The following is an 18667-nucleotide window of genomic DNA, read 5'->3' on the forward strand; positions in this document are numbered from 1 at the left end:
GGCGCGGGGGCGCGCGGCCGCGGGCGGGGCGCGCGGGCTCGCCGCGCGCTACGCGCCACCCGCGGAGAGCCGCCAGACGCGGTCGCGCGACATCGGGATCTCGTGCGGGCGCACGCCGAGCGCATCCCGGATCGCGTTGGCGACGGCGGGGGCGACCGGGTTGTACGGCGCCTCCGACATCGACTTGGCGCCGAGCGGCCCGAGCTCGGAGTGCGTGTCGGCGAACAGCACCTCGGTGTGCGGCAGGTCGGCGAACTGCGGGATGTGGTAGTTCCGGAACACGTCGGTCGTGATCCGTCCTTCCTCCAGCATGACCTCCTCGTACAGCGCCGAACCGTAGGCCTGCGCGGCCCCGCCCTCGATCTGTCCGCGCAGCTGCTCGGGGTTCAGCACGGTGCCGGCATCCGCGGCCTGAACGGAGCGCAGGATGCGCACCTCGCCACTCGCCGGGTCGACCGCCACGCGCACGCCGTGCACGTTGAACGCCACGGTGCGCGGCGTGCCGTCGTGGGTCGCGGTGGCGACGCGCTCCCCGCCCGCGGCGAGCTGCTCCGCCAGCGCGGTCGCGGCCGCGAACACGGCCTTGCCGGCGACGACGACCCCGGTGGAGCCGTACGCCCCGGTGTCGTGTCGCGCGCCCGGTGTCGCCGTGTCGGACTGCCGGATGCGCACCTGCTCGGGCCGCGCACCGAGCGCCGTGGCGGCAAGTTGCGCATGCACGGTGGTGGTGCCGTTGCCGAACTCGGCGGTGCCGACCTCGACCTCGAAGAGCGCACCGTCGGGTTGTTCGCCGTCGAGCGCGCGCACGGTCGCCTCGGCGAAGTGTCCGCGCGGGGGGATGGTGGCGATCATGGCGAGGGCGACGCCGTTGCCGATCCGCCAGTCGCGTCCGGGCTCGAGCGCGCGCATGCCGCGGCCGAGTTGGCCAAGCGCCGGCCCGTCCTGATCGAGCGCCGCCTCCACGAGGTCGAGGCACTGGCGAAGCCCATCGGCGCCGTCGTAGGCGACATCGCCCGCGTCTTCTTCGATGGTGCGGATCGGATCACCGGGGCGCACCCCGTTGATGCGGCGCAGGTCGAACGGCGACATGCCGAGCTGGTGCGCGAGCTCGTCCATCGCCGACTCGATGGCGAAGATCACCTGGCCGAGGCCGTAGCCGCGGAAGGCGCCCGACGGCGGGTTGTTGGTGTACACGGAGTGGGCATCCACCCGCACGTTGTCGCAGCGGTAGGTCGCCACCGATTCGTGCACCGAGTGGAACATGACGCCGACGCCGTGGTTGCCGTACGCGCCGGTGTCCATGACCTGGTCGATGGCGAGGGCGGTGAGCGTGCCGTCGCGGCGTGCGCCGAGGGTGACGCCGACGCGCATCGGATGCCGCCCCGGCGCGATCCGGAACTCGTCGGTGCGCGTGAACTCGTATTGCACCGCGCGGCCGGTCTTCAGCACGGCGAGGGTGACGAGGTCTTCGGTGATGAGCTCCTGCTTGCCGCCGAATCCGCCGCCGACGCGGGTGGCGAACACACGCACCTTGTCACGGTCGAGGTCGAAGATGCGGGCGACTTCGTCGCGCACGAGGAATGGCACCTGGGTGGATGTGCGCAGCACGAGCGTTCCGGTGCGGTCTAGCCAGCCGCGCGTCGCGTGCGTTTCGAGCGCGGCGTGCGACACGCGCGAGGTGGTGAAGCGGTCGGAGACGGTGACGTCGGCCTCGGCGAGGGCGGCCGCGACGTCGCCGCGCTCGCCGTGCACTTCCGCGACGGTGTTGCGGGCGGAGTCGGCGATCCGGGAGGAGGCGGGCTTGTCGGCGTGCAGCAGCGGGGCGCCGGGCGAACGGGCGAGCTCCGGGTCGAAGACGGCGGGCAGCAGTTCGTAGCCGACGTCGACCAGGTCGAGCGCGCGCGTCGCGATGGCCACCGTGTCGGCGACGACGGCCGCGACCCGCTGGCCGTAGTGGCGCACGACGGGGTCGAGCAGGAGCGTGTCGTCGGGGTCGTCGGTGCGCGCCTCGTGGCGGCCGGTCGAGAACAGCACGCCGGGGGAGTCCTCGTGGGTGAGCACGGCGTGCACTCCGTCGAGGGCGAGCGCGCGACTCGCGTCGATCGACACGATGCGCGCGTGCGCGTGCGGCGAACCGAGCACCGCGAGGTGGAGCAGTCCGGTGGTCGTGGTGGAGTGATCCGCCGGGTCGGCGGTCTCGCCGATCGGCGAGTCGAGCGTGTACGCCTCGCGACCGTTGACGACGCGGCGCGCGGCGGGCGGCGAGACGGAGCGCCCCGCGGCGGACCCGCTGACGACGGTCTCGGTGTTGGCGGTGCCGCAGATGGCGTCTTCGATCGCGCGGTAGCCGGTGCAACGGCACAAGTTTCCCTTGAGCGCGTTCGGCAGATCGGCCCGCTGCTCCTCGGTGAGCGCGGAGGCGGTGACAACGAGCCCCGCGGTGCAGAACCCGCACTGGAACCCGCCGGCGGCGACGAAGGCCTCCTGAACGGGATGCGGGTGCTCGGGGGTGCCGAGTCCGGCCGCGGTGGTGACGGTCTTGCCATCAACCCGATGCGCCGGGGTGATGCACGAGTGCACGGGCGTGCCGTCGACGAGCACGCTGCACGCGCCGCAGTCGCCCGCGTCGCAGCCTTTCTTGACGGCGAAGACTTCGGCCTCGCGCAACAGGGTGCGCAGCACCTGCCCGGGCTGCGGCTCCAACTCGCGCTCGTGGCCATCGACGACGACACGGATGCTCACGGCTGCTCCTCCGTCGCCAGCTCCAGGCGCAACTCTTCCGCCATCGCCAGGGTGCGGGCGCGCCGCCAGTCGGGTGCGCCGTGCGCGTCGTCGTACCAGCCGTCGCCCGCCGCGACGCTCGCCTCGATCGCCGCACGCAGTTCGTCGGCGGTGGGCAGCGCGGCGAACCACACGCGGTGCGGGCGGGTGGTGGCGGCGGTGACGGTGGCGACGAAGCTGCCGGCGGCATCCCGCCTCGCGATCACGATCGCGCCGGAGCGTCCGAGCGGGGCGAGCGCGGCGCGGCGGAAGCCGACCCGAGCGCGGAGCGCGTGCGCGGGCAGGTCGATGCGGCGCAGCACCTCGCCCGAGCCGAGCGCGGTCGTGCGCACGCCGGTGACGAGCTCACTGACCGGCAGGCGGCGCTCGCCGCCGTCGGCCTGCCAGATGAGCGCCTCACCGTCGAGCGCGGCGGTCAGGCTCGTCATGGCGCCCGCGGGGAGTGCCATGCAGACGTTGCCGCCGACGGTGGCGGCGTTCCAGATTTTCCACGAGGCAACGAGCGACTCGGCGGCCCGGCGAAACAGCGACGCCACCCCGGGGCCCCACACGGGGTCGGTCGGATGCGCGAGCAGCTGGGCGATCGTGCAGGTGGCAGCGATCTGCAGTCCGCCCGACGCGTCGGCCTCGAGCGGGGTCCAGCCGAGCGTCATCAGGTCGATGAGTTCTTCGAGGCCGGGCTGCGGTTCCGAGTACAGCCAGGTGCCGCCCGCGAGCGGGCGAACGTGCTCGTTCACGCGCACATCGTCGCGCGTGCGGGCGGCGCGCAGCGCGCGCACCTCGATCAGGTCCATGTTCATACAGTCAACATCACGTGTGTGTCGGATATGTAACGCGGGACCGTGACAATGGGACGGTGAGCACACGCGATTCGGCCCCCGGCGAGGGCCCCGACAATCCGGACGACGAGGCCCTCAGCTGGGCGGGCGACGAGGACCGCGGCGGGGTTGCCCCACGCCGTGCCCGCGCCGGCGCCGCGGATCTCGCTCGCGACGACGCCTCGGCGAGTCCGACGGGGGAGGTGACGGCGGATGCCGACGCCGAGAGCGCGGCGCTCGCCGTTTCCGAGGTGCCCACCCCCGGCTCCGCGGCGCGCACGGCGGCGACCGCCGTGTTCGCGGTGCTCTATCTCGCCATCGTGCTCGGCTGGGTGCTCTCGGTGCAGTCCACGTCATCCGGTTCGACCGAGCTGTTCGTCGATGTGACGTGGCAGTTCGGGGAGTTCTTGGCCTTGGCCTCGGGCATGCTCTGGTTCGGGGCGGTGCTGACGCTCACCCGAACCCGCCCCACCTTCGTGCGTGTCGGGTGGTGGGCGCTCGGGACGGCGATCCTGGTGCCGTGGCCGCTCGTGCTCGTCGTGATCGCGGAGGCCTCCGCATGATCGCGATCGTCCTGATTTTCGCCGCCCTGTTCGGGCTCGCCGAGTTCGCCGCGATCTCGAACCTGCTGGTGCTTCCGGCCTACTACGACCTGCTGGGCATCGGCGAGGCGACGCCGTGGCCGCTGCTCGTCGGGGGCGTGATCATTCCACCGCTGTTCTTCGGCGGAGCGTTCGTGCTGGGGCGGCACTGCGTGCTGTTCGACCGCGCGCTGATCCTCGCCGTGGCGCTCGCGGCGACCCACGCGCTCGCGCTGAGTTCCGTCGCCGTCGCGAACGCGATCCAGCCCGCGATCGGCTAGGGGCGCGTCACCTGCTCGACGAGTTCCAGCACGTGACGGTAGGTCCGTCCGGTCGCGCGCGTCATGCCGACCTCGCAGGTGCGGTTTGCCGAGACGTGCGCATCCGCGTCCACGGTGCGCACTTCGGCGGCTTCGCGCTCGGTGGCGGAGGCGGTGAGCTCGGGATGCAGCATGCCGCGGTCTCCCGCGAACGCGCAGCATCCCCAGTCGAGTGGCTGGATCACGTCGTCGGCGGCGAAGGCGGCGAGAGCTTCGAGGTCGCCGTCGGCGCCGAGAGCAGCAGTCGAACACGTGCGGTGCACGACCACGCGGCCCACGCGCCGCGGTTCGGGCAGCCGGTCGAGCAACTGACGCGCGAACGTGGTCGCATCGATGAAGCGCAGCGGAGTGCCGAGCTCACCTGCCGCGCGGCGGAGGGTCTCGAGGCCTTCGGTGCAGCTGGCGGCGTCGCAGACGATCGGCAGGCGCCCGCGGTCGCTCGCGGCGAGCAGCGCCGGAATCGCACGGTCGGCCATCGCATGATGGCCGTCGACGAATCCCTTCGACTTCCACGGCGTGCCGCAGCACAGCGAGGCGAGCCCGTCGGGAATCGTCAGGCCGACGTGGGCGCGCCTGGCGAGGCGGATAAGGGCGTCGGTCGCCCCGATTCCGTCGCCTTCGGGGCCGAACATCTCGCCGACGCAGGCCGCGAAGAACACCGCCTCCGGCTCGCCCGGGGTCGCCTCGAGCCGCCGACGCGCGGGACCGCCCTGGGGCAGACCGCCGTCGTAGGCGGGTACGACGTCGTGGCCGAGTAGCGCGCGACCAGCCGAGGTGGCCACCGAGACCAATGGTGCGGGCAGAGACTTGGCGAGGGACAGCGCGGTCGATCCCACGCGGGTGGTCAGGGCCCATCCGCGCTCCGCCGCGGACCAGCCGGCGTTCAGCAGGGGGGAGCGCGACTCAGCGCGGAGGCGGCGCACGAGGTCGCCCGTGTTGATGTCGACCGGGCAGGCGATCGCGCAGAGCCCGTCGACGGCGCAGGTGTCGACGCCGTCGTACTCGTAGTCGTCCGTGAGCTCAGCGACCAGCGTGTGATCGCCCGCGGCCTCGGCGGTCGCGATGTCGCGCCGCAACGCGATGCGCTGACGTGGGGTGAGTGTGAGGTCTTTGCTCGGACAGGTCGGTTCGCAATAGCCACACTCGACGCAGCGATCGACTTCCGCTTCGACCGTGGGAACGAGTTTGAGGTTGTCGAGGTAGGAGCGCGGCTCGTCGGAGAGCACCACCCCGGGGTTGAGCACGCCGGTGGGATCGAAGAGCCGCTTGATCTCGCGCATGATCGCGTAGAGCTCGTCGCCGTACTGTCGACGCACGAAGGGGGCCATGATGCGACCGGTGCCGTGCTCCGCCTTGAGGGAGCCGCCGTGTCCGAGCACGAGTTCGACCATGTCTTCGGTGAAGCGTTCGTAGCGCGCCAGTGACGCGGCGTCGTCGAAACGTTCGTTGAGAAGGAAGTGGATGTTGCCGTCTTTCGCGTGGCCGAAGATGACCGAGCCTTCATAGCCGTGCAGCTCGAACAGCTCGATGAGGCGCTCGCAGGTCGGCAGCAGTCGCTCGACGGGCACCACGATGTCCTCCAGCAGGGCGGTGGTTCCCGAGGGTCGGGCGCCCGCGACCGCGGTGTAGAGCCCTTTTCGAACGTGCCAGAGCGCGGCGCGCTCAGTGGGATCGGACGTGAGTGCGGGTTCCGCGGCGAGGGGGAGCGAGGCAAGCAGCGGCGCGGCGGCGGCGACCGCCTCGTCGAGCGACTCGCGGGTGGCGGCGTGGAACTCGACCAGGAGAGCAGCGTGATTCTCGAGAACGAGGTCCGCGATCGCGGCCGGGGCGTCGGATGCGTGTTGGGCGACGCGAAGTGACGCGGCATCCATCAGCTCGATCGTCGCCATGCCCGCCCGCACGAGCGCCGGGAGCGCCGCGGTGGCGTCGTGGAGGGTGGGGAAGACAAGCAGGCCCGTGGCGATCTGGGGCTGCGTCTCGATCGTGTCGAACACGGCCTCGGCGACGAATCCGAGTGTGCCTTCGCTGCCCACGATCAGGTGGCTCAGGATGTCGAGCGGCTCGTCGAAGTCGAGCAGGGCGTTGACGCTGTAGCCCATCGTGTTCTTCATCGAGAAGAGATGGCGCACGCGCTCGACGTCGACGGGGGAGCGTCGTAGCCGGTCTCGCAGCGTCCGCAGGCCGTCGTGTAGCTCGGGTTCGGTGTTTCGCAGCACCTCGCGCGCGTTCGGATCGGCGGTGTCGAGCACGGTTCCGCTCGGCAGCACGACGGTCATCGAGCGAAGCGTCTGGTAGGTGTTCTGGGTGACTCCGCAGGCCATACCGCTCGAATTGTTGGCGATCACCCCGCCGATCGTGCACGCAATCTCGCTCGCGGGATCCGGGCCGAGGCGGTAGCCGTGGCGGCTGAGGTGCGCGTTGACCTGCCGCACGGTGGCGCCGGGCTCGACCCGGACTCGGCGACCACCGTCTTCGACCTGGATGCGTCGGAACGCGTTTCGGGTGTCGACGAGCACGCTGTCGGTGACTCCTTGGCCGGAGAGGCTGGTTCCGCCGGAGCGGAAGGTGACGGTGTGACCGGTGTGCTGTGCGGCGGCGAGGACATGCGCGACTCCGGCGGCGTCGGATGGCACGACGACGGTGCGCGGAACGAGCAGGTAGTGCGAGGCATCGTGCGCACGCGCATAGCGGTCGATCGCACGCTCGGCCACCGCGATGTCGGTTCCGAGCCATTCGGAGGTCTGGGCGCTGGCAGGCGATGACATGGCACTCCTTCGGGCACGGTCCAAATTGTCAGACAAGTATACTGAGTGCATGTCCACGCGCGTGCAGGTGACCGGGATCGTCGACGCCGTTGCGGCCGAATTGCGCGCGCTGGTTCTGGCGGGGGAGCTCGTGCCCGGTCGTGCCGTGACCGAGGCGATCGTCGCGGAGCGCTTCTCGGTGGCGAGGCCGAGCGCCAAGGCGGCGATCGAGAAGCTTGTCGCGGAGGGGCTGCTCGAGCGCTCGGCGCATCGCAGTGCTCGGGTGCCGAAGCTCGACGCCGAGGCGGTCCTTGACGTGTATGCGACCCGACGGCGCATCGAGAGCAGTGCGCTGCGCGAGTTGGCGACGCGTCGGCTCGCGCCCACGGCGGCGCGGGCGGCCAACGCCGAGATCGCCGCCCTGGCAACCCGCGCTCCCGAGCTGATCGTCGATCCCGACATGCGTTTTCACGCCGCGATCGTCGACGCACTGGCGAGCCCGCGCACCAGCCGGGCCTACTCCTCGCTGCTCGGTGAGGTGCGGTTGTGCATGGCGCAGGTCCAGGGGCAGCGGCTGATCTCGGTCGAGCTGATCCACCGTGAGCATGCCGAGGTGCTCGACGCCCTGGAGGCGGGAGACGAGAATCGAGCGATCGAGGTGCTCTCGGCGCATCTGGGGCGGGCCAGCGAGCGATTGGCCGAGGCGGCCCGCATCCGGTAATGTGCATGTACATGCGCTGATGCATGAATACCCAGATTGGGTTGGGCCTCGAAAACGCCCGCGCGAAAGGACTCCGGTGAACGAGAACGTTCGGGCCGTCTACGAGATCGAGACGGCGCTGCCTCTGGAACAGGTGGCGGCCGTGATGGCATCCGAGCAGTCCTCGGGAACCTTCGTCGCGATCGCGCGCGAAACCGCCGAGCTGAAGGCCCGTCATGCGGCCCAGGTGGCCGAGGTCGTCGAGCTGCCGCCGTCTGGTCGCCCGCCGCTGCCGGGAGCGTCCGGCGATTGGAGCGCCGCGCGCCGCGCGCGTGTCACGATCGACTTCCCGCTGCGCAACTTCGGCCCCTCCATCCCGAACCTGCTGGCGGCCGTTGCCGGCAACCTCTACGAGATCCGCGAGGCGGGTGCGCTCAAGCTCATCGACCTCGAGCTACCCGACGCGTTCGCCCAGGCCTACCCGGGGCCCGCCTTCGGCGTCGCCGGCACGCGCCGTCTCGCCCAGCGCGCCACCGGACCGGTGATCGGGACCATCGTCAAGCCGAGCGTGGGGCTCAGCGGCGAGCAGCTCGCCCAGTTGGTCACTGAGCTCGCCGAGGCGGGCATTGACTTCATCAAAGACGACGAGCTGCAGGGAGACCCCGAGCATCTGCCCTTCGCCGAGAGGGTGCACGTCGTCATGGATGCGCTGCACCGCGTCGCCGACCGCACCGGCAAGCTCCCGATGTACGCCTTCAACCTGACCGGTGAGATCGACGATCTCAAGCGTCGCCACGACCTGGTGCGCGACGCGGGCGGCACCTGCGTGATGGCGGTGATTCCGTCCATCGGACTCGCCGGGCTTGCCCACCTGCGACGACACAGCGAGCTCCCGATTCACGGCCATCGCGCGGGCTTCGGCGGCTACTCCCGCTCGCCGCAAACCGGCATCGGCTTCCGTGCCTTTCAGGCTCTCGCCCGGCTCGCGGGGGCGGACCACCTGCACACTAATGGGGTGGCGAATAAGTTCTACGAGTCCGACAGCGAGGTCCTCGACTCCATCCGCGCGGTCCGCGCGCCGCTGCTCGGCGGCTACGAGATGCTGCCGGTGCTCTCGTCCGGCCAGTCGGCGGGGCTGGCCCACGCGACCTATGCCGCCACGGGAACCGATGACCTGCTCGTGCTGGCCGGCGGCGGAATCCACGGCCACCCCGATGGATCCGGTGCCGGCGTGCGCGCCATGCGCGAGGCGTGGGACGCTGCGCTCTCGGGAGAGCCGCTGGATTCGCGCGCCGCGATCGTACCCGAGCTCGCAGCGGCCGTCGCGACCTTCGGCCGGCTCGACGCGGCGGTGAGCGAGGCCGACTGATGCCACGATTCGGGTTCTATGGCGACGACTTCACCGGCTCGGTGGATTCCTTGCTGCAGTTCCGACGCGCGGGACTCGATGGGGTGCTGGTCACCGACCCCGACGCCGCGCTGCCCGACCCGATCCCCGACGTTGTGGGGATCGCCGGAATCGCCCGGTCTCTTCCGACCGGGTCGATCGACGCCGAGGTGCGGAGCCCGCTGGAGCGGCTCCGCAACCTCGGCGCTGACGTCGTGCAGTACAAGGCCTGCTCCACGGCCGACTCCTCCGCGACGGTCGGAAGCCGCGGCCGCGTCGTGGAGATCGGGCGCGAAGTCTTCGGCGCCCATCCGGTGCCCGTGTCGTTCGCGCAGCCCGACTTCGGGCGCTACACCGTGTTCGCGCACCACTTCGCCCGCGACGGCGACGAGATCTTCCGGCTCGATCGTCAGCCGACGATGCGAAACCACCCCGTGACGCCCGCCACCGAATCCGACCTGCGCGTGCATCTGCGTGCGCAGACCGAGCTGCCGATCGGCGCCGTGAGCTGGACCGACTACGACGACCCGGCCGCGCTGTCCGCGGCGCTCGCGGGCGAGCTGGCCGCGGTCGTCCTCGATGCCTTGACGGATGCGCACCTGGACCAGGTGGCGGAGGCGATTCTCGCCGCGGGCGATGCGCCGCGCTTCGTTCTCGGCTCCGGTGGAATCAGCGGCGCGCTCGGACGCGCCGCCCCCGTCGAGAAGCGCCTGCCCGCGCTGCCGACGACCGTGTCGCCCTCGCCCGACCCTGTGCTCGTCCTCAGCGGCAGTGCCTCGACTCGAACGCGACTCCAGCTCGAGGTCACGGGCTGGCCGGTGCTGGATCTGTTCGCGGACGACGTGGAGGCGCGCGCCACCGCGGTGCTGCGCGACGGCGGTGATGTCATCGTCAGTTCCACGCTCGACCCGCAACGCCAGGTCGCCAGTAGCGAGGTCGAGAGACGGCTCGCCACCGTCGGCGATTCCTGCCTGCGCTCCGCGCGCGTCGGCCGGATGGTCGTCTGCGGCGGAGACACCTCGAGCAACGTGCTGCGGCGACTTGGCGTCACGCGGCTGGCGATTCTCGCCCAGCCCTGGGGGAATGCACCTCTCCTTCGCGGCGGCAGCGATGAGGCGCACCTCGACGGACTCGAACTCGTCCTCAAGGGCGGGCAGGTCGGACACCCCGAACTGCTCGCCGACGTCAAGACCGGAACTCCGCTCGCCGCGGCCTGACCCAGAAAGCACCATGCTCACCGACACCAGCGTCAGTCCCCACGCCGTGATGACCTCGCTCCCCGCCGGGGCCGCGACCATCGCGGGCGACAGCGCACTTGCCCTGCTGCGGGCGCGCGGCCTCGCTACCACGATCCCCACCATGGGCGACATCCTCTTCGACGCGGAACGCGGGCACGCCTACGAGAATTTCCGGGTCGCCTCCGGCGACCGCGAGGGAACGCACGTCGGTGCCGGATTTGTTGACGGGGACTTCTACAAGTGGCTCGAGGCCGCCAGCGTCGCCGCGTCGCTGGATCCAGACAGCCCGCTCGCCGAATCGCTTCGCGTCGCCGCGGAAGCGATCGCGGAAGCCCAGGAGGCCGACGGATACCTCCAGACCAAGACCCGGATCGCGCAGTCCGAAGGCATCGACCGGGCTCGCTTCGAGCGACCGATGGACTTCGAGACCTACAACACCGGTCACCTGATGACACTCGCGGCCATCCACTACCGCGTTCACGGCGACGACAGCTTCCTGCGAATCGCGCGCCGGGTAGCCGACTACCTGATCCGCGTGGCCGACGAGAACCCGGAGTGGCTCTCGCACTGCAACATCTGTCCCGCCCACTACATGGGCGCGGTCGAGCTGTATCGCACGACCCGCGAGGAGAAGTACCTGCGCCTGGCGGGTCGGCTGCTCGACCTGCACGGCGGCAAGGGGGCCGACGGCACGGATGACAACCAGGACGTGATCCCGGTCCGCGAGCAGCGGCAAGCGGTCGGCCACGCCGTCCGGGCGAACTACCTGTACGCCGGAATGGCCGACTACGCACTGGAAACCGGCGATCCGGAGATCCGGACCGCGCTCGACAGCATCTGGAACGATCTGGTCGGTTCGAAGCTTGCCGTCACCGGCGGCGTCGGTGCCCTCTACGACGGGGCCTCGCCCGATGCGGGGCTCAACTACTGGACCATCACGCGCACCCACCAGGCCTACGGTCGCCCGTACCAGCTGCCGATGGTGACCGCTTACAACGAGTCGTGCGCCTCGCTCGGCTTCGTGTTCTGGGCCTGGCGGATGCTCGCTCTGACGGGGGACTCGCGTTACGCGGACGAAATCGAGCGGGTCCTCTTCAACGCGCTTCCGGCGATGATCGGCACCGATGCCGAGACGTACTTCTACACCAACCCGCTGCGTCAGGTGCGCGATCTGCCGTTCCCGATGCGCCGTCCGGGCGACCCCGCGGGATCGCAACCGCCGCCCTCCCACGAACGGCACCGGCAGGCCTTCATGAAGGGCAGCTTCTGCTGCCCGCCGAACATCGCGCGGGTGCTCGCCGAGCTGCCCTACTACGGCTACTCCGAGGACGGGCGCGATGTCTGGGTGCACCAGTTCGTGCCCGGCAGCGCCCGCGTGCGAATCGGCGGGGTCGCCGCGACGCTCGAGCAGGCGACGTCCTACCCCGCCGAGGGGACCGTCACGATTCGCGTGCGCAGCGACGCCCCGGCGCGGGGCGCACTTCGCGTCCGCATCCCCGGCTGGGCGGGGCGCGCGCGCGTCACGGTCGCCGGCGAGGAGGTGTCGCGCGTGGAGAGCGGATACGCCGTGATCGAGCGCGAGTGGAGCGACGACGTCGTCTCCATCGAGTTCGACATCGCCCCGCGCCTGCTGGCCGCGCATCCGCTGGTTGAAGAAGCCACCGGGCAGGTCTGCGTCGTGCGCGGGCCGGTCGTCTACGCGCTCGAGTCCGCTGACCTCCCGGCGCACGTCAGTGTCACCTCGGTGGCCCTGCCGCACGATGTCGAGTGGACCCTCGAAGGCGGCGAGGGGGAGTTCGCGGGTCACACGATGCTGCGGGGGACCGCGGCGCAGCTTCCCGTGCCCGCGCCGACGCCCGACGTTTCGCTGTACGCCGAGTTCGACGCCACCGAGCCGAGTCCGCTCGAGGTCCGACTGGTGCCCTACGCCATGTGGGGCAACCGGGGCCCCGGCGAGATGACCGTCTGGATGCCCGTCCTGCGCTGAGCGGGACGCAACGAGAAGAGAGACGCACACATGACCCGCATCGCCATGATCCACACCGGAGCCGTTGTCATTCCGACGTTCTCCGCGCTCGCCACCGAGCACCTCCCCGGCGTCGAGGTCCAGCACCTCCTCGATTCGACGATCGTCGGCGATCTGGGCGGCGGCGCCGACCATGACCAGATCGCCCAACGGCTCTCGGCGCTCGGCCGGGCGGCCAAGGCTTCCGGGGCCGACGCGGTCGTCTTCACCTGTTCCTCGATCTCGGGCTACGCGTCCGAGGTCGCCGACGCGGTCGGATTGCCGGTGCTGCGCATCGATGAGGCGATGGCGGATGACGCGGTCGCCGCCGGTGCGAGGATCGGCGTCGTGGCCACCCTCGAGACCACGCTGCGGCCGACCGCCGCGCTGCTGCGGGAGCGAGCCGACCTCGCCCGACGCGAGGTGGAGCTGGTCGAGGTCGTGGTGACTGGTGCATTCGACGCGGTGGTCGCGGGCGATCGTGCCCGACACGACGAACTAGTCGGCGCGTCGCTCGTCGAACTCGCCGCGCGCACCGACGTGATCGTGCTCGCCCAGGCGTCGATGGCATCCGCCGCCGCGAGCGTCGACGTGGCGGTTCCCGTGCTCACGAGTCCCGAACGGGGTGTTCGTCGCGTCGCGGACGCGGTCCGTGCTCGATAATCGCTGATGTGAATGATCGAATCTCGGGTGCCCCCGGCGGCAAGATGGCGCTGCTCGTCAAAGCCGCTCGGATGTACCACGAGGAGGGCATCCTGCAGCCGGAGATCGCGGATCGGCTCGGGGTGTCGCAATCCCGGGTCTCTCGGCTGCTGAAGGAGGCCCAGCGGCTCGGCGTGGTGCGCACGGTCGTCATCTCGCCACCGGGGTTGCACGTCGAACTCGAACGGGCGGTTCGTGAGCATCTTCGGCTGCGCGACGTCGTCGTTGCCGAGTCAGCCTCGGATGATGATGCGGTCGTGCTGTCGGCGATCGGTGCGGCGGCGGCGGCGTACCTCGAGGAGACGGTGCGTTCGCACGAGCGCATTGGGATCTCGTCACGCTCGGCTTCGCTGATGGCCGTGGTCGAGACGCTGTCGCCGACAACCGGCCGGGCCGAGACGGTCGTGCAGACTCTCGGAGCCGTCGGAAACCCGGCGATGCGGGCCCAGGCAACGCGTCTCGCCGATCGCCTCGCCGAGCTGACGGGCGCCGCAGCGATCTACCTTCCCTCACCCGGCGTCGTCACGAGCGGGGTGGTGCGTGACGGTCTGCTCTCGGATCCCGCGCTGGCTGAGGCTGTCGACGCGTGGGGGGAGCTGACCCTGCTGCTCACCGGAATCGGCGCGCTGCGATCTTCGCCGATGCGCACCTCGTGGGGAAGTGCCATCTCGAACGACGATCTGGCGCGCCTGGATGGGCTTCACGCCGTGGGTGACGTCTGTTTGAACTTCTTCGATGCCGACGGCAATGTGGTCGACGGCGGGCTGCGTGACCGCGTCGTCGGGATCGGCCCCGAACAACTTCGCGCGGTGCCCCGGCGCGTCGGGGTGGCGGGTGGCGGGCTCAAGGACGACGCGATCCGTGCGGCGGCGATCGGGGGCTGGATCGATGTCCTGATCACCGACCAGCACACCGCCCGTCGACTCCTGGAGCTCTAGCGCGGGATGCGGGCGCGCGGCGCGTTGCGCGTCCACTAAACTCGGTACCGCCGCGCCCGCCATCGCCGAGGCGCACTCTTGCGGCCATCGGGCCGCCGAACCCCGAGGAACGACCACGTGGCCAAGCCGATCGTCCTGATCGCCGAAGAACTTTCTCCCGCAACCGTCGAGGCCCTGGGCCCCGATTTCGAGATCCGCTCCGTCGACGGCACCGACCGTCCGGCGCTGCTCTCGGCGCTCGCCGAGGCGCACGCGATCCTGATCCGCTCGGCGACCCAGGTCGACGCCGAGGCGATCGCGGCCGCACCGCGTCTCAAGGTGGTCGCCCGCGCCGGCGTCGGGCTCGACAACGTCGACATCAAGGCGGCGACCGAGGCGGGCGTCATGGTCGTGAACGCGCCGACGTCGAACATCATCAGCGCCGCCGAGCTCACGGTCGGTCACATCCTGAGCCTTGCCCGCCACATCCCGGCCGCGCACGCGAGCCTGGCCGCGGGGGAGTGGAAGCGCTCCAAGTACACGGGCACCGAGCTCTACGAGAAGACGGTCGGCATCATCGGCCTCGGCCGGATCGGCGCGCTGATCGCCGCCCGTCTCCAGGCCTTCGGTGTCGAGATCGTCGCCTACGACCCCTACGTCACGGCCGCGCGCGCGCAGCAGCTGGGGGTGCGCCTGGTCGAGCTCGATGAGCTCATCTCGATGGCCGACTTCGTCACGATCCACATGCCGAAGACGCCGGAGACCACCGGCATGATCGGTGAGGCGCAGCTCAAGGCGATGAAGCCGACGGCCTACGTCGTCAACGTCGCGCGCGGCGGCCTGATTGATGAGGCCGCGCTCGCGCAGGCGCTGCGCGACGGTGAGATCGCGGGGGCCGGCATCGACGTGTTCACGAGCGAGCCGCCGACCGACGACCTGCTCACGAGCGCCCCGAACATCGTCGTCACCCCGCACCTGGGCGCCTCGACCGCCGAGGCGCAGGAGAAGGCCGGCGTCTCGGTCGCCAAGAGCGTGCGGCTGGCGCTGAGCGGCGAGCTTGTTCCGGATGCGGTCAACGTCGCCGGCGGTGTCATCGACCCGCTCGTGCGCCCGGGCATCCCTCTGATGGAGAAGCTCGGTCAGGTCTTCGCGGGCCTCGCCGACGACCCGCTCGCCTCGATCGACGTCGAGGTTCGTGGCGAGATCGCGGAGCTCGAGGTCGGCGTGCTCAAGCTCGCCGCGCTCAAGGGTGTCTTCACCAACGCCGTCACGGAGCATGTCAGCTACGTCAACGCGCCGCTGCTGGCCGAGCAGCGCGGGATCGCCGTGCGGCTCATCACCGACGCCGTGAGCGAGGAGTACCGCAATGTGCTCACGATTCGCGGCGCGACGAGTGATGGCACGCAGCTCTCGGTGAGCGGGACGCTCACCGGCACGAAGCAGATCGAGAAGATCGTCGAGATCAACGGCTACGACGTCGAGGTTCCGCTCGCCGAGCACTTCGTCGTGATGCTCTACACCGACCGGCCGGGAATCGTGGCGGTCTACGGGCAGCAGTTCGGCGACGCGGGCATCAACATCGCCGGCATGCAGATCGCGCGCCACCGCGCGGGCGGTCAGGCGCTGAGCGTGTTGACGATTGATTCCCCGGCCCCGGAGGGGCTCTTGGAGTCGGTGCGCGAGGCCATCGACGCGACGCTCCTGCGCGAGATCGACGTCGTCGCCGACTGAGGTGGGGGGTCGTCGCGCGCCCGGTGTTCCCCCTCGGGGTGAACAGGTCTGTCGATTGTGACGAATTCTCTGGTGGGTTAGCGTGAGCTGACCCGAGCAGTCCTCAACCCGATTTCGCGGCTGCTCGCGGTGCTCTCGTCACCCTTCCCCCGGAGGATTCCGATGCTCACTGCTGAGCCGTCCACCCGTCCCCTGACCTCGCGGCGCCGCCTCGTCACGGCCGCGCTTGCGGTTGCCGCGCTGGCGGTGCTCGCCGCGCCGCTTCCGGCGCACGCCACCACGAGCGACGCCTACGACTCGATTCCCGACACGCTCGCGCCCTCGTACGTCAGCCTGGGGTATCAGGCGACGCAGACGGCGGAGCTCGGCGACCTCGTGGAGCTCGCCGGCACGGACCGAGACCTCGAGACGATCACCGTCGTCTTGGTCAACTGGGCCTGTGAGACCGGGTCCGGCGTCGGATGCGTGACAACGCCGGGGGCGAGCTTCAGCCACCCGATCACCGTGAACGTCTACGAGGAGGGCACCGCGATGCTCCCCGGCGCGCTCCTGGCCACGGTGACGCAGGATGTCGACGTCCTCTACCGACCGTCCGCGAGCCCGAGCGAGTGCAGCGACGGGCGCTGGTTCGACGCCGCCTCGGGGAGCTGCTCCAACGGCTTCGCGTTCGCGGTCCCCTTCGACTTCTCGGCTCTCGGCGTGACACTGCCGGATCGGGTCGTCGTCTCGGTCGCCTACAGCACCCAGTCGTACGGCGCGGCGCCGCTCGGCAGCGGCGGGCCCTACAACTCGTTGAACGTGGGTCTCGCGACGGTCGCGCCGCTCGCCGGCACCGACGTCGACCCGGCGACCGTCTTCTGGAACACGCTCAAGGCCGACTGGTACGGCGACGCGGGGGCCGCCGGTGTCGGCATCCTGCGCAACGACGGCGGAGGGTTGGGCGGGAGCTACGCGCTGCTGCTGACCATCAGCGCCTCGACGCCCGACGAGGAGCAGCCGACCGAGGAGCTCCCGACGCTGCCGCTCGAGGACGGGGAGGCCTCCCCGGCCGAGCTCGCGGCGACGGGTACCACCGAGTCGCTCATCGCCGCCGCGGTGCTCGGCGCGGGCGCGGTGCTTGCCGGCGCGGTCGCTCTCGCGGTGCTGGCGATGCGGCGCTCAGCTCGGCACCGCACGCGCTGATCCGGCGTCACGCCGCCGCCGCCTTAGTGGTCGACGTGGTCGGCGTGGTCGCGGTGGGTGGTCTCCTCGTGGACGACCGTCGACCGGCGGGTCGAGAACAGCACGATTCCGATGATCGTGGTGAGCGCCCCGGCGCCCATCAGCAGGTACCCCACGAGCGTGAGGTCGATCCAGTCGAGACCGACGTTGAGTGCGAAAGCCAAAATGGCTCCCAGCACGAACAAAAAGATTCCAAATCCGATACTCAAGGTGTTTCCCTTTCCTCGATGTGGAGGCAGCCTCGTGGGCCCCGGCACTCTTTCGACGTTATCGGCGGGTTGGTGCCCACCACCTGGACGGCCGCACCTGCTCGAGGACGCGGCTAGGCTGGGAGGGCTGGATTCCCCCGGAATGCTGGGCGATGTCGCCTGTTCTGGGAGCTTTCCGGGAGATACCTGAACATCCCTGAGTTTTGGAGTTTGAGTGACCCGCACCCTGGACCTGGCCGTGATCGCTGGCGATGGCATCGGCCCCGAGGTCATGGCCGAGGCGGTGCGTGTGCTCACCGCCGCCGTCGGCGACGAGGCGGCGGTGTCGACGACCCCGTACCCGTTCAGCGCGACGCACTATCTGGAGACCGGTCGCATCCTCGAGACCGAGGATCTCGAGTCGCTCGCGCAGCACGACGCGATCCTCTTGGGCGCCGTCGGCGGCGACCCGCGCGATCCGCGACTGGCGGGCGGGATCATCGAGCGGGGACTGCTGCTCAAGCTCCGGTTCGCCTTCGACCACTACGTCAACCTGCGCCCCTCGCGGCTGCTTCCCGGCATCGTGAGCCCGCTCGCCAACCCGGGGGAGGTCGACTTCGTCGTCGTCCGCGAAGGCACTGAGGGACCGTATGTCGGCAACGGCGGCGCCATCCGCGTCGGCACGGATGCCGAGATCGCCAACGAGGTGAGCGTCAACACCGCGTACGGCATCGACCGCGTCGTGCGCTTCGCCTTCGCCCAGGCCGAGAAGCGCCGCAAGAAGCTCACCCTCGTGCACAAGACCAACGTGCTCACGTTCTCCGGTTCGCTGTGGGCGCGCACGGTCGAGCGTCACGCGGCCAATCATCCGGACGTGGCCTGGGACTACCTCCACGTGGATGCGGCGACCATCTTCCTGGTGACCGACCCTGCTAGATTTGACGTCATCGTCACCGACAATCTCTTCGGTGACATCCTCACCGATCTGGCCGGCGCCATCAGCGGCGGCATCGGACTGGCAGCCTCGGGAAACATCAACCCCGACGGCACCTTCCCCTCGATGTTCGAGCCCGTGCACGGGTCGGCTCCCGACATCGCAGGACAGCAGAAGGCCGATCCCACGGCGGCCATCCTGTCGACGGCTCTGCTGCTCGACCACCTCGGACTCGAGGCGGCGGCGCGCCGGGTCGAGACGGCGGTCGCCGCGGACGTCGCAACGCGCGGGACGACGCCCCGTCGCACCGACGAGATCGGCGCCGCCATTGCCGCGGCGGTGAGCGCGCCCTAGCGGTCGCCTCGCCCCCGGCGCAGACTAGTTCCACTCCGACAGATCG

At 70.5% G+C, this 18667-nt stretch carries 15 protein-coding genes; 11 read left to right on the forward strand and 4 right to left on the reverse strand.

Going from position 1 to position 18667, the window contains the following annotated elements:
* Nucleotides 1-48: 48 nt before the first annotated feature.
* Nucleotides 49-2736 carry a molybdopterin-dependent oxidoreductase gene (locus QZ258_RS02095; protein WP_294178710.1) on the reverse strand — a complete coding sequence of 896 codons (2688 nt, stop codon included), beginning with the start codon at nt 2734-2736 and terminating at the stop codon, nt 49-51.
* Nucleotides 2737-2738: 2 nt separating this feature from the next.
* Entirely contained in the window at nt 2739-3581 is an 843-nt protein-coding gene (locus tag QZ258_RS02100) for an FAD binding domain-containing protein (RefSeq protein ID WP_294178580.1), read from the reverse strand.
* A 56-nt stretch (nt 3582-3637) separates the two neighbouring features.
* On the opposite strand from QZ258_RS02100, the gene QZ258_RS02105 reads away from it, so the two are divergent.
* Nucleotides 3638-4162 carry a hypothetical protein gene (locus QZ258_RS02105; RefSeq protein ID WP_294178582.1) on the forward strand — a complete coding sequence of 175 codons (525 nt, stop codon included), beginning with the start codon at nt 3638-3640 and terminating at the stop codon, nt 4160-4162.
* Nucleotides 4159-4461 carry a hypothetical protein gene (locus QZ258_RS02110; protein WP_294178584.1) on the forward strand — a complete coding sequence of 101 codons (303 nt, stop codon included), beginning with the start codon at nt 4159-4161 and terminating at the stop codon, nt 4459-4461. Before QZ258_RS02105 ends, QZ258_RS02110 begins: the two co-directional genes overlap by 4 nt.
* On the opposite strand, the gene QZ258_RS02115 is transcribed toward QZ258_RS02110, so the two are convergent.
* Nucleotides 4458-7265 (reverse strand): FAD-binding and (Fe-S)-binding domain-containing protein, encoded by a 2808-nt coding sequence (locus QZ258_RS02115; protein ID WP_294178586.1) that lies wholly within the window; start codon nt 7263-7265, stop codon nt 4458-4460. The genes QZ258_RS02110 and QZ258_RS02115 overlap by 4 nt on opposite strands.
* 49 nt (nt 7266-7314) lie before the next feature.
* On the opposite strand from QZ258_RS02115, the gene QZ258_RS02120 reads away from it, so the two are divergent.
* The 8 genes from QZ258_RS02120 (at nt 7315) to QZ258_RS02155 (ending at nt 17106) form a co-directional block, all read left to right on the forward strand.
* Nucleotides 7315-7965: a GntR family transcriptional regulator gene (locus QZ258_RS02120; RefSeq protein WP_294178588.1), complete on the forward strand. Its 651-nt coding sequence runs from the start codon at nt 7315-7317 to the stop codon at nt 7963-7965.
* A 76-nt stretch (nt 7966-8041) separates the two neighbouring features.
* Nucleotides 8042-9313 carry a RuBisCO large subunit C-terminal-like domain-containing protein gene (locus QZ258_RS02125; protein ID WP_294178590.1) on the forward strand — a complete coding sequence of 424 codons (1272 nt, stop codon included), beginning with the start codon at nt 8042-8044 and terminating at the stop codon, nt 9311-9313.
* On the forward strand, nt 9313-10548 hold the full coding sequence (locus tag QZ258_RS02130; protein WP_294178592.1) for a four-carbon acid sugar kinase family protein: 1236 nt from the start codon (nt 9313-9315) through the stop codon (nt 10546-10548). Before QZ258_RS02125 ends, QZ258_RS02130 begins: the two co-directional genes overlap by 1 nt.
* 13 nt (nt 10549-10561) lie before the next feature.
* Nucleotides 10562-12556, forward strand: a complete 1995-nt coding sequence (locus QZ258_RS02135) for a glycoside hydrolase family 127 protein (RefSeq protein ID WP_294178593.1) — start codon at nt 10562-10564, stop codon at nt 12554-12556.
* 30 nt (nt 12557-12586) lie between these two features.
* Complete coding sequence (locus QZ258_RS02140; RefSeq protein ID WP_294178595.1) at nt 12587-13237, forward strand: aspartate/glutamate racemase family protein; 651 nt, start codon at nt 12587-12589, stop codon at nt 13235-13237.
* A gap of 8 nt (nt 13238-13245) precedes the next feature.
* A complete protein-coding gene (locus QZ258_RS02145; RefSeq protein ID WP_294178597.1) occupies nt 13246-14214 on the forward strand; it encodes a sugar-binding transcriptional regulator in 969 nt (322 codons plus the stop codon).
* 117 nt (nt 14215-14331) lie between these two features.
* Nucleotides 14332-15924 (forward strand): phosphoglycerate dehydrogenase, encoded by a 1593-nt coding sequence (gene serA / locus QZ258_RS02150; protein WP_294178599.1) that lies wholly within the window; start codon nt 14332-14334, stop codon nt 15922-15924.
* Between the two features lie 162 nt (nt 15925-16086).
* Entirely contained in the window at nt 16087-17106 is a 1020-nt protein-coding gene (locus QZ258_RS02155; RefSeq protein WP_294178601.1) for a hypothetical protein, read from the forward strand.
* Between the two features lie 23 nt (nt 17107-17129).
* Here the strand turns inward: QZ258_RS02155 and QZ258_RS02160 are convergent, their stop codons facing one another.
* On the reverse strand, nt 17130-17354 hold the full coding sequence (locus tag QZ258_RS02160; RefSeq protein ID WP_294178603.1) for a DUF6458 family protein: 225 nt from the start codon (nt 17352-17354) through the stop codon (nt 17130-17132).
* A 214-nt stretch (nt 17355-17568) separates the two neighbouring features.
* Here QZ258_RS02160 and QZ258_RS02165 point away from each other — a divergent pair, with 214 nt between their 5' ends.
* The gene (locus QZ258_RS02165; RefSeq protein WP_294178605.1) at nt 17569-18621 is read left to right on the forward strand and encodes a 3-isopropylmalate dehydrogenase; all 1053 of its coding nucleotides are present in this window, start codon (nt 17569-17571) and stop codon (nt 18619-18621) included.
* The last annotated feature ends 46 nt before the right edge of the window (nt 18622-18667 follow it).

Origin of the sequence: uncultured Schumannella sp., assembly GCF_905479755.1 — a bacterium.
GTDB lineage: Bacteria > Actinomycetota > Actinomycetes > Actinomycetales > Microbacteriaceae > DCRR01.

Bases quoted from the DNA above. Each gene is read 5' to 3' on its own strand.
- QZ258_RS02135 (WP_294178593.1), top strand. From the start codon at position 10,562: ATGCTCACCGACACCAGCGTCAGTCCCCACGCCGTGATGACCTCGCTC.
- QZ258_RS02115 (WP_294178586.1), bottom strand. From the start codon at position 7,265: ATGTCATCGCCTGCCAGCGCCCAGACCTCCGAATGGCTCGGAACCGAC.
- QZ258_RS02130 (WP_294178592.1), top strand. From the start codon at position 9,313: ATGCCACGATTCGGGTTCTATGGCGACGACTTCACCGGCTCGGTGGAT.
- QZ258_RS02120 (WP_294178588.1), top strand. From the start codon at position 7,315: ATGTCCACGCGCGTGCAGGTGACCGGGATCGTCGACGCCGTTGCGGCC.
- QZ258_RS02110 (WP_294178584.1), top strand. From the start codon at position 4,159: ATGATCGCGATCGTCCTGATTTTCGCCGCCCTGTTCGGGCTCGCCGAG.
- QZ258_RS02140 (WP_294178595.1), top strand. From the start codon at position 12,587: ATGACCCGCATCGCCATGATCCACACCGGAGCCGTTGTCATTCCGACG.
- QZ258_RS02155 (WP_294178601.1), top strand. From the start codon at position 16,087: ATGCTCACTGCTGAGCCGTCCACCCGTCCCCTGACCTCGCGGCGCCGC.
- QZ258_RS02100 (WP_294178580.1), bottom strand. From the start codon at position 3,581: ATGAACATGGACCTGATCGAGGTGCGCGCGCTGCGCGCCGCCCGCACG.